9 protein-coding genes are annotated in these 10,421 nt (G+C 69.4%); 7 read left to right on the forward strand and 2 right to left on the reverse strand.

Going from position 1 to position 10,421, the window contains the following annotated elements; translation table 11 throughout:
- The first annotated feature begins 203 nt into the window (after window positions 1-203).
- The 4 genes from ABT354_RS27625 (at window position 204) to ABT354_RS27640 (ending at window position 5,061) form a co-directional block, all read left to right on the forward strand.
- Window positions 204-2,423: a polyribonucleotide nucleotidyltransferase gene (locus ABT354_RS27625; protein WP_351498584.1), complete on the forward strand. Its 2,220-nt coding sequence runs from the start codon at window positions 204-206 to the stop codon at window positions 2,421-2,423.
- The gene (locus tag ABT354_RS27630) at window positions 2,420-3,799 is read left to right on the forward strand and encodes a M16 family metallopeptidase (protein ID WP_351498586.1); all 1,380 of its coding nucleotides are present in this window, start codon (window positions 2,420-2,422) and stop codon (window positions 3,797-3,799) included. Before ABT354_RS27625 ends, ABT354_RS27630 begins: the two co-directional genes overlap by 4 nt.
- A 61-nt stretch (window positions 3,800-3,860) precedes the next feature.
- The gene (gene dapB / locus ABT354_RS27635) at window positions 3,861-4,613 is read left to right on the forward strand and encodes a 4-hydroxy-tetrahydrodipicolinate reductase (RefSeq protein ID WP_351498588.1); all 753 of its coding nucleotides are present in this window, start codon (window positions 3,861-3,863) and stop codon (window positions 4,611-4,613) included.
- Between the two features lie 4 nt (window positions 4,614-4,617).
- Window positions 4,618-5,061: a tetratricopeptide repeat protein gene (locus ABT354_RS27640; protein WP_351498591.1), complete on the forward strand. Its 444-nt coding sequence runs from the start codon at window positions 4,618-4,620 to the stop codon at window positions 5,059-5,061.
- A 130-nt stretch (window positions 5,062-5,191) separates the two neighbouring features.
- Here ABT354_RS27640 and ABT354_RS27645 read toward each other — a convergent pair whose 3' ends face one another.
- Together ABT354_RS27645 and ABT354_RS27650 are read right to left on the reverse strand one after the other, a co-directional pair.
- Window positions 5,192-5,743 carry an SCO5741 family PH domain-containing membrane protein gene (locus ABT354_RS27645; RefSeq protein WP_351498593.1) on the reverse strand — a complete coding sequence of 184 codons (552 nt, stop codon included), beginning with the start codon at window positions 5,741-5,743 and terminating at the stop codon, window positions 5,192-5,194.
- Window positions 5,744-5,841: 98 nt separating this feature from the next.
- Window positions 5,842-6,087, reverse strand: a complete 246-nt coding sequence (locus ABT354_RS27650) for a hypothetical protein (RefSeq protein WP_351498595.1) — start codon at window positions 6,085-6,087, stop codon at window positions 5,842-5,844.
- Between the two features lie 337 nt (window positions 6,088-6,424).
- Between ABT354_RS27650 and thyX the strand changes: the two genes are divergently transcribed.
- The 3 genes from thyX (at window position 6,425) to ABT354_RS27665 (ending at window position 10,168) form a co-directional block, all read left to right on the forward strand.
- Window positions 6,425-7,165, forward strand: a complete 741-nt coding sequence (gene thyX / locus ABT354_RS27655) for an FAD-dependent thymidylate synthase (protein WP_351498596.1) — start codon at window positions 6,425-6,427, stop codon at window positions 7,163-7,165.
- A gap of 249 nt (window positions 7,166-7,414) precedes the next feature.
- Complete coding sequence (dapA, locus tag ABT354_RS27660; protein WP_351498599.1) at window positions 7,415-8,314, forward strand: 4-hydroxy-tetrahydrodipicolinate synthase; 900 nt, start codon at window positions 7,415-7,417, stop codon at window positions 8,312-8,314.
- Between the two features lie 168 nt (window positions 8,315-8,482).
- Window positions 8,483-10,168 (forward strand): ribonuclease J, encoded by a 1,686-nt coding sequence (locus tag ABT354_RS27665; RefSeq protein ID WP_351498601.1) that lies wholly within the window; start codon window positions 8,483-8,485, stop codon window positions 10,166-10,168.
- Window positions 10,169-10,421 lie beyond the last annotated feature (253 nt).

Below are 10,421 nucleotides of genomic sequence, written 5' to 3' on the forward strand. Positions count from 1 at the left end.
AGTCTGGTCGCACAACGCAATACCGTCACACCCCTAGACCTGGGAAGCAGACTCGCCCGCCGGTCCTCGGTAGTGGCCCCCGGAGACCAGCCGTCCCCGGGTGCTTCGATCGAAGACCGGCCCCGCACGAGAGCTTCTCCGCAGGTCCCCCCGCCACACGGGCGCCGGGGACACAAAGACGCAACGTAACGGAGAAAACACTGGTGGAGAACGAGACCCACTACGCCGAGGCCGTCATCGACAACGGCTCCTTCGGCACCCGCACCATCCGCTTCGAGACGGGCCGCCTCGCCAAGCAGGCCGCCGGCTCCGCCGTGGCCTACCTGGACGACGACACCATGGTGCTGTCGGCGACCACCGCCTCGAAGAAGCCCAAGGACCAGCTGGACTTCTTCCCCCTCACGGTCGACGTCGAGGAGCGGATGTACGCCGCCGGGAAGATCCCCGGCTCCTTCTTCCGGCGTGAGGGCCGTCCCTCCGAGGACGCCATCCTCACCTGCCGCCTGATCGACCGCCCGCTGCGCCCCTCCTTCAAGAAGGGCCTGCGCAACGAGATCCAGGTCGTCGCCACGATCATGGCGCTCAACCCCGACCACCTGTACGACGTCGTGGCGATCAACGCCGCCTCGGCCTCGACGCAGCTGGCCGGCCTGCCCTTCTCCGGCCCGATCGGCGGCGTCCGCGTCGCGCTGATCAAGGGCCAGTGGGTCGCCTTCCCGACCCACAGCGAGCTGGAGGACGCCGTCTTCGACATGGTCGTCGCCGGCCGTGTCCTGGACGACGGCGACGTCGCGATCATGATGGTCGAGGCCGAGGCCACCGACAAGACCATCCAGCTGGTCAAGGACGGTGCCGAGGCGCCGACCGAGGAGATCGTCGCCGCCGGTCTGGACGCCGCGAAGCCCTTCATCAAGGTGCTCTGCAAGGCCCAGGCCGACCTCGCCGCCAAGGCCGCCAAGCCGGTCGGCGAGTTCCCGGTCTTCCTGGACCACCAGGACGACGTCTTCGAGGCGCTCTCCGCCGCCGTCCGCGACGAGCTGGCCCAGGCCCTCACCATCGCGGGCAAGCAGGACCGCGAGCGCGAGCTGGACCGCGTCAAGGAGCTGGCCGCCGAGAAGCTCCTCCCGGCCTTCGAGGGCCGCGAGAAGGAGATCTCCGCCGCCTACCGCAGCCTGACCAAGGCCCTGGTGCGCGAGCGCGTCATCAAGGACAAGGTCCGCATCGACGGCCGCGGCGTCACGGACATCCGTACGCTGGCCGCCGAGGTCGAGGCCCTGCCGCGGGTCCACGGCTCCGCCCTGTTCGAGCGTGGCGAGACCCAGATCCTGGGCGTCACCACCCTCAACATGCTCCGCATGGAGCAGCAGCTGGACACCCTCTCCCCGGTGACCCGCAAGCGCTACATGCACAACTACAACTTCCCGCCGTACTCCGTCGGTGAGACCGGCCGCGTGGGCTCGCCCAAGCGCCGTGAGATCGGCCATGGCGCTCTCGCCGAGCGCGCCATCGTGCCGGTGCTGCCGACGCGCGAGGAGTTCCCGTACGCCATCCGCCAGGTCTCCGAGGCGCTCGGCTCCAACGGCTCCACCTCCATGGGCGCGGTCTGCGCCTCCACCATGTCGCTGCTGAACGCCGGTGTGCCGCTGAAGGCCCCCGTCGCCGGTATCGCCATGGGTCTGATCTCCCAGGAGATCGACGGCCAGACGCACTACGTCGCCCTCACCGACATCCTCGGTGCGGAGGACGCCTTCGGTGACATGGACTTCAAGGTCGCCGGCACCAAGGAGTTCGTGACCGCCCTCCAGCTCGACACCAAGCTGGACGGCATCCCCGCCTCCGTCCTGGCCGCCGCGCTGAAGCAGGCCCGTGACGCCCGCCTCCACATCCTCGACGTGATGATGGAAGCGATCGACACCCCGGACGAGATGTCCCCCAACGCCCCGCGGATCATCACCGTCAAGATCCCCGTGGACAAGATCGGTGAGGTCATCGGCCCCAAGGGCAAGATGATCAACCAGATCCAGGAGGACACCGGCGCCGAGATCACGATCGAGGACGACGGCACCATCTACATCGGTGCCGCCGACGGCCCGGCCGCCGAGGCCGCCCGCGCCACGATCAACAGCATCGCCAACCCGACCATGCCCGAGGTCGGCGAGCGGTACCTGGGTACGGTCGTCAAGACCACCACCTTCGGTGCCTTCGTCTCCCTGCTCCCCGGCAAGGACGGCCTGCTGCACATCTCGCAGATCCGCAAGCTCGCCGGCGGCAAGCGCGTGGAGAACGTCGAGGACGTGCTCGGTGTGGGCTCCAAGGTCCAGGTCGAGATCGCCGAGATCGACTCCCGCGGCAAGCTCTCCCTGATCCCCGTGATCGAGGGCGAGGACGCCGATGCCGACAAGAAGGACGACACCGACAAGTGACGTCGCGTAGTTCCCGTGCGACGGCCCGCGCCTCTTCCCAGGCGCGGGCCGTCGCCCGTACCCAAACACTTCTGAAGGGCGACGACGGCATCGGCACCGTCCGCCGCACCACCCTCCCCGGTGGGCTGCGCGTGGTCACCGAGACCCTGCCGTCCGTACGCTCCGCCACCTTCGGCATCTGGGCCCATGTGGGCTCCCGGGACGAGACCCCGTCCCTCAACGGAGCCACCCACTACCTGGAGCACCTCCTCTTCAAGGGCACCGAGCGCCGCTCCGCCCTCGACATCTCCTCCGCGATCGACGCGGTCGGCGGCGAGATGAACGCCTTCACGGCGAAGGAGTACACCTGCTACTACGCCCGGGTGCTCGACACCGATCTGCCGCTCGCCATCGACGTGGTCTGCGACATGCTCACCGGTTCACTGATCCGCCAGGAGGACGTGGACGCCGAGCGCGGGGTGATCCTCGAAGAGATCGCCATGACCGAGGACGACCCCGGCGACTGTGTGCACGACCTCTTCGCGCAGACGATGTTCGGCGACACCCCGCTGGGCCGCCCGGTCCTCGGCACCGTCGACACCGTCAACGCCCTCACCGCCGACCGCATCCGCCGCTTCTACCGCAAGCACTACGACCCGACCCATCTGGTCGTGGCCGCGGCGGGCAATGTGGACCATGCGACCGTCGTCCGCCAGGTCCGCCGCGCCTTCGAACGCGCGGACGCCCTCACCCGTACCGACGCCACCCCGCTGGCGCCCCGGGACGGCCTGCGCACCGTGCGCACCGCGGGCCGGGTCGAGCTGGTCAACCGGAAGACCGAGCAGGCCCATGTGGTCCTCGGGATGCCCGGTCTCGCCCGTACCGACGAACGCCGCTGGGCGCTGGGCGTGCTGAACACCGCCCTCGGCGGCGGCATGTCGTCCCGGCTGTTCCAGGAGGTACGGGAGAAGCGCGGCCTCGCCTACAGCGTCTACTCGTACACCTCCGGCTTCGCCGACTGCGGCCTCTTCGGCGTCTACGCGGGCTGCCGCCCCAACCAGGTCCACGACGTCCTCAAGATCTGCCGGGACGAACTGGACCGGGTCGCCTCCGAAGGGCTCGACGACGACGAGATCGGCCGCGCGATCGGCCAGCTCTCCGGCTCGACGGTGCTCGGCCTGGAGGACACCGGCGCGCTGATGAACCGTATCGGCAAGAGCGAGCTGTGCTGGGGCACGCAGATGTCCGTGGACGACATGCTCGCCCGGATAGCGGCCGTCACCCCCGACGAGGTACGGGAGGTCGCGGGCGAGATCCTCGGCCGCCGCCCCTCGCTCGCGGTGATCGGCCCGCTCAAGGACCGCCAGGCCGACCGGCTCCACGAGACGGTCTCCTGACCCCGCTCCCCGAGGCGGCCGGCCGATCCCCCCGAGAGTTCCCACCCCGAAGGAAGAACTGATGAGCAAGTTGCGCGTGGCGGTCATCGGCGCCCAGGGCCGGATCGGCTCCGAGGCGGTACGGGCCGTGACGGCCGCCGGGGACCTGGAGCTGGTCGCCGCCCTCGGGCGCGGCGACCGGCTGGAGTCCCTCACCGAGGCCGGGGCCCAGGTCGTCGTCGAGCTGACCCACCCCGACTCGGTGATGGCCAACGTGGACTTCTGCGTACGCAACGGCATCCACGCCGTCGTCGGCACCACCGGCTGGACCGACGACCGGCTCGCGCGACTGCGGTCCGCTCTCGACGCCTCCCCGGGGACGGGCGTGCTCATCGCCCCGAACTTCTCCATCGGCGCCGTGCTGACCATGGTCTTCGCCCGCCAGGCGGCCCGCTGGTTCGAGTCCGCCGAGGTGGTGGAGTTGCACCACCCGAACAAGGCCGACGCCCCGAGCGGCACCGCCACCCGTACCGCACAGCTGATCGCCGCCGCCCGTGCCGAGGCCGGGCTCGGCGCCCAGCCCGATGCCACGGTCACCGCCCTGGACGGCGCCCGCGGCGCCGATGTCGACGGGGTGCCGGTGCACTCCGTCCGGCTGCGCGGGCTCCTCGCCCACCAGGAGGTGCTCCTCGGCGGCGAGGGCGAGACCCTCACCATCCGGCACGACTCGCTGCACCACAGCAGCTTCATGCCCGGTGTGCTGCTCGGCGTCCGCCGCGTGGTGGACACCCCCGGCCTCACCTTCGGGCTGGAACACTTCCTCGACCTGGGCTGATCGCATGCGCGCGAAAATCACCTATCTGATCACGGCCGCCGTCCTCGTCGTCTACTTCGTCCTGGTCGGCAGCCGCGGAGTGATGCTCCTCCAGCAGGGCACCCTGCTCACCGTCACCTTCGGGATCGCGGTCCTGATCCTGCCGGTGATCGGTATCTGGTTCCTCTGGAAGAACACCCAGTTCGTCACCCGGGCCAACCGGCTCGCGGCGGAGCTGGAGGCGGAGGGCGGACTTCCGGTGGACGATCTCGCCCGCACCCCCAGCGGCCGGATCGACCGGGACGCCGCCGACGAGGTCTTCGCCCGCCGCCGGGCCGAGGCCGAGGACTCCCCGGACGACTGGCGCTGCTGGTTCCGGCTGGCGGTCGCCTACCACGACGCCCGGGACACCCCGCGCGCCCGGCACGCGATGCAGCGCGCGATCAGACTCCGCGAGAGCGCCCGCTGAGACGGACGCGCACAGAGAACGGCCCGGACCGCTCACCCTGAGCGATCCGGGCCGTTTTCCTGTACGTGTACGTGTACGTGTACGTGTACGTGTACGTGTACGGGGGCGGGTGCCGGTGCGGGTCGCGCCGTCAGGCGGAGCCGTACTCCGAGGTCCAGGCCTCCACCATGTCCGTGGCCCGGTCGAAGCCCTCCAGCCGGCCCAGGAAGTCCGCGTTGTGGTCGGTCAGCAGCGGCAGCGGCTCGTTCCGCCCCCGGCGCACCAGGAGCAGCGCCTGGCCCTGCACCGTGCGGGGCAGCCCCAGCCAGCGCACCGGCTGCTGCACCGTCCGTACCGAGGCGACCTGCCCCCAGGGCACGGTCGAGGTGGTCAGAAAGCCGACCCGGCGCAGCCCGTGGCGGCTCACCCAGACTCCCATCCGCAGCAGCCGCAGGGCGCCGCCGATCGCGGCGCCCGCCACGGCCAGGCAGGCCATCGCCCCGGAGAACGCCCCGGCGAAGACGATGACCATCGCGGCGAGCAGGACGAACGCGGCGAGCAGCAGCAGGATCGCCGCGGCCCCCACCCGCCAGGGGCCCGGCCGATAGGGGCGACGCCACTGATCGTGATCGTCATAGGGAAGGGCCGCATCATCCGCGGTGGCGTCAAACGTACGGTCGGCCGTCAAAAAGGGCAGGGGCACGACTTGATCCTCACTCACCAGCACACTCGATCGGTTGCTGTGACGGGTGAGGCTACCGAGGTGGTTCCCGGCCGACCACCCCAGGGGGCCGTACGAGTTCAGTGGCGCTCGGTCGCCTCGGACTGCTGGGCCTTCTCCGGCGTGTTTCCGGACTCCAGGGCGGGCACCCCGAGGAGCAGCGAGCCGACGAGTCCGGCCACGACCGTGAGCCCGATCAGCGTACGGCCCGTGAGCTGGGAGAACGAAGGACGCTGCCGTGGCGGAGGGGCGACATTGCTCTCAAAGCGGTCGGCCTCCGCCCGTGCGACGAAGGCGAAGGGGACGGCTTCTCGCCGGCGGAACATGGGGGCACTCTCCTCTGCGCGTCAGGGTGCTCGGTCCCGGGAGGCGGCCTCCGCCGCGTCCGGGTGGCGCCATCGGTATCGGTGGCGCTGCTACCCGTACAGACGCGGGGAACGCCGTTTCGGTGCACTCTCCGCCGGTATCGGGCCGATCTTCCCCGCGATCCGGCCGATCTCCCCCGAGGAGGGGGCAGGGGAATACACGGGATATCCGACAAGAAGGGTATACGGCGCCAAACCCATGAAACGACTGAGGCGGGAGCGCGGGGAACGGACAGAAGGGGTGGACTAGAGTGGTCCGCCGGACCGCCCCGCCAGCAGCCATGGAAGGACCCACCCGGTGACCGACACCCCCGCCGAGGCCGTGACACCCAGTTTCCGCAGCGATGTCACCGTCGAGCTGGTGAAGCACTCCGCCTCCGACAGCGATGTGCTCTGGGCCGCCCGGGTCTCCACCGCCGGTGAGCAGTCCCTGGAGGAGCTGACCAAGGACCCGGAGCGCTCCAAGGGCCTGATCAACTTCCTGATGCGGGACCGCCACGGCAGCCCCTTCGAGCACAACTCGATGACCTTCTTCATCAGCGCCCCGATCTTTGTCTTCCGGGAGTTCATGCGGCACCGCGTCGGCTGGTCCTACAACGAGGAGTCGGGCCGCTACCGGGAGCTCCAGCCGGTCTTCTACGTCCCCGGCCAGGACCGCAAGCTGGTCCAGGAGGGCCGCCCCGGCAAGTACGTCTTCGTCGACGGCAGCCCGGAGCAGCACAAGGTCGTCTCCGATGCGATGATCGACTCCTATCGCCGCTCGTACGAGATCTACCAGGAGATGCTGGGCGCCGGGATCGCCCGGGAGGTGGCCCGCGCGGTGCTGCCCGTCGGCCTCTTCTCCTCCATGTACGCGACCTGCAACGCCCGCTCGCTGATGCACTTCCTGGGGCTGCGCACCCAGCACGAGCTGGCCAAGGTGCCCTCCTTCCCGCAGCGCGAGATCGAGATGGTCGGCGAGCTGATGGAGCGGGAGTGGGCCGGGCTCATGCCGCTCACCCACAGCGCCTTCAACGCGAACGGCCGGGTCGCCCCCTGATCCCCCCCGGGCACCGGCCGGATCCCCACCGGCCGCCGACCACCCAAGTGGCGGTCCCGAGATCACCCAATAACACCGGAAGTGTCCGCATTGCGGTATTTCACGATGTTCATCTAGGCTGATCAAACGGACCCGGCGCTGTTTGAACCCCCGAGCAGACAGCGCCGGGCTCCGCATCCGCTCATCCCACGACGTACGTCACGTCCGGGAGGGGACACAGCGTGCTGAGCAACGAGTAGCGTGTAACCCATGGCTCCGATCTCCACCCCGCAGACCCCTTTCGGACGGGTCCTCACCGCGATGGTCACGCCCTTCACGGCGGACGGCGCACTCGACCTCGACGGCGCCCAGCGCCTCGCCACCCACCTTGTGGACGCGGGCAATGACGGCCTGATCGTCAACGGCACCACCGGCGAGTCCCCGACCACCAGCGACGCGGAGAAGGACCGGCTCGTCCGAGCCGTGCTGGAGGCGGTCGGAGACCGGGCCCACATCGTCGCCGGTGTCGGCACCAACGACACCCGCCACACCCTGGAACTCGCCCGCGCGGCCGAAAGCGCCGGAGCGCACGGCCTGCTCGTGGTGACCCCGTACTACAACAAGCCCCCCCAGGAGGGCCTGCGCCGCCACTTCACGGCCGTCGCCGATGCCACCGGCCTCCCGGTGATGCTCTACGACATCCCCGGCCGCAGCGGCGTCCCGATCGACACCGAGACCCTTGTCCGGCTCGCCGAGCACCCCCGTATCGTCGCCAACAAGGACGCCAAGGGCGACCTCGGCCGGGCCGGCTGGGCCATCGCCCGCACCGGCCTCGCCTGGTACTCCGGCGACGACATGCTCAACCTCCCGCTGCTCTCCATCGGCGCCGTCGGCTTTGTCTCCGTCGTCGGCCATGTCGCCGCCCCCGAGCTGCGGGCCCTGCTCGACGCCCACCTCAACGGCGACATGGAGAAGGCGGCCGAGATCCATCAGCGGCTCCTCCCCGTCTTCACCGGCATGTTCCGCACCCAGGGCGTCATGACCACCAAGGCCGCCCTCGCCCTCCAGGGGCTCCCGGCGGGCCCGCTGCGGCTGCCGCTGATCGAGCTGTCCCCGGCGGAGACCGAGCAGCTCAAGATCGATCTGGCGGCCGGCGGCATCCAGCTCTGACCGAGACTTCACAACTGAATATCCCGACCAACTGAACATCCCCACCAACTGAATACCTGACCCTGTCCACCGGAGGACGGCCGGACAGGGACCACACCAGCAAGTGCACGAATGTCACGTACGCCACGTGCCCCCGCGGCACGTGGCGTACGTCGTGAGGAGAGTCTTTTGAGCCATCCGCATCCTGAACTCGGCGCCCCTCCGAAGCTCGCCAAGGGCGGCCTGCGCGTCACACCCCTCGGCGGTCTCGGAGAGATCGGCCGCAATATGACGGTCTTCGAGTACGGAGGCCGCCTGCTCATCGTCGACTGCGGCGTCCTCTTCCCGGAGGAGGAGCAGCCCGGCATCGATCTGATCCTGCCGGACTTCACCATCCTCCGGGACCGGCTGGACGACATCGAGGGCATCGTCCTCACCCATGGCCACGAGGACCACATCGGCGGTGTCCCCTATCTGCTCCGGCTCAAGTCGGACATCCCGCTGATCGGCTCCAAGCTGACCCTCGCCCTGATCGAGGCGAAGCTCCAGGAGCACCGCATCCGCCCGTACACCCTGGAAGTCGCCGAGGGCAACCGGGAGCGGATCGGCCCCTTCGACTGCGAGTTCATCGCGGTCAACCACTCCATCCCGGACGCCCTGGCCGTCGCCATCCGCACCCCCGCGGGCATGGTCGTGCACACCGGCGACTTCAAGATGGACCAGCTGCCGCTCGACGGCCGGCTGACCGATCTGCACGCCTTCGCACGGCTCAGCGAGGAGGGCATCGATCTGCTGCTCTCCGACTCGACCAATGCCGAGGTACCGGGGTTCGTCCCGCCCGAGCGCGACATCTCCAATGTCCTGCGGCAGGTCTTCGCCGGCGCCCAGAAGCGGATCATCGTGGCGAGCTTCGCCAGCCATGTCCACCGCATCCAGCAGATCCTGGACGCCGCCCATGAGTACGGGCGCCGGGTGGCCTTCGTCGGCCGCTCCATGGTCCGCAATATGGGCATCGCCCGGGACCTGGGCTACCTCCGCGTCCCCGCCGGGCTGGTCGTGGACGTCAAGACCCTCGACGATCTGCCGGACGAGAAGGTCGTCCTGGTCTGCACGGGGTCCCAGGGCGAGCCGATGGCCGCGCTCTCCCGGATGGCCAACCGCGACCACCAGATCCGGATCGTCCAGGGCGACACCGTCATCCTGGCCTCGTCCCTCATCCCGGGGAACGAGAACGCGGTCTACCGCGTCATCAACGGCCTCACCCGCTGGGGTGCGAATGTCGTGCACAAGGGCAATGCCAAGGTGCATGTCTCGGGCCATGCCTCGGCGGGCGAGCTGCTGTACTTCTACAACATCTGCCGCCCGAAGAACCTGATGCCGGTCCACGGCGAATGGCGCCACCTGCGGGCCAACGCCGAGCTGGGCGCGCTGACCGGGGTCCCCAAGGACCACATCGTCATCGCCGAGGACGGTGTCGTGGTCGACCTGGTGGACGGCAAGGCCAGGATCACCGGCAAGGTGCAGGCCGGCTATGTGTATGTGGACGGCCTCTCGGTCGGCGACGTCACCGACGCCTCCCTGAAGGACCGGCGCATCCTCGGCGACGAGGGCATCATCTCGATCTTCATCGTGGTCGACTCCTCGACCGGCAAGATCACCGCCGGCCCCCATGTCCAGGCACGGGGCTCGGGTATCGACGACGCGGACTTCGTCGGGGTCATCCCCCGTCTTGAGGAGGTCCTCGCCAAGTCCGCCGCCGACGGGGTCGGCGAGCCCCACCAGCTCCAGCAGCTGGTCCGCCGCACGGTGGGCAAGTGGGTCTCCGACACCTATCGGCGACGCCCGATGATCCTTCCGGTTGTGGTCGAGGTCTGACCTCACGACCCGTCTGACGTGGCCCTTCCTGGAGCCGGGCGCCTCGATTTGCATCGGGGCGCCCGGCCCAGTAGGTTTACGGCTCCGCCCACGGGGAACCCGAAGCTTTCCAGCATCGGAACCAAAGAACCGAACGGGCGGGAAATTCCGACTCAGAACTTCTGATAAAGTCGGAGCAGCCGAAAGGCAAAAGGCCGGTCCAACTGGCCGCTGGATCCGAAAGGTCCGAATCCCGGGAGACCGGGGGGCGGGA

Source organism: Streptomyces sp. NPDC000594 (genome assembly GCF_040299965.1).
Lineage (GTDB): Bacteria > Actinomycetota > Actinomycetes > Streptomycetales > Streptomycetaceae > Streptomyces.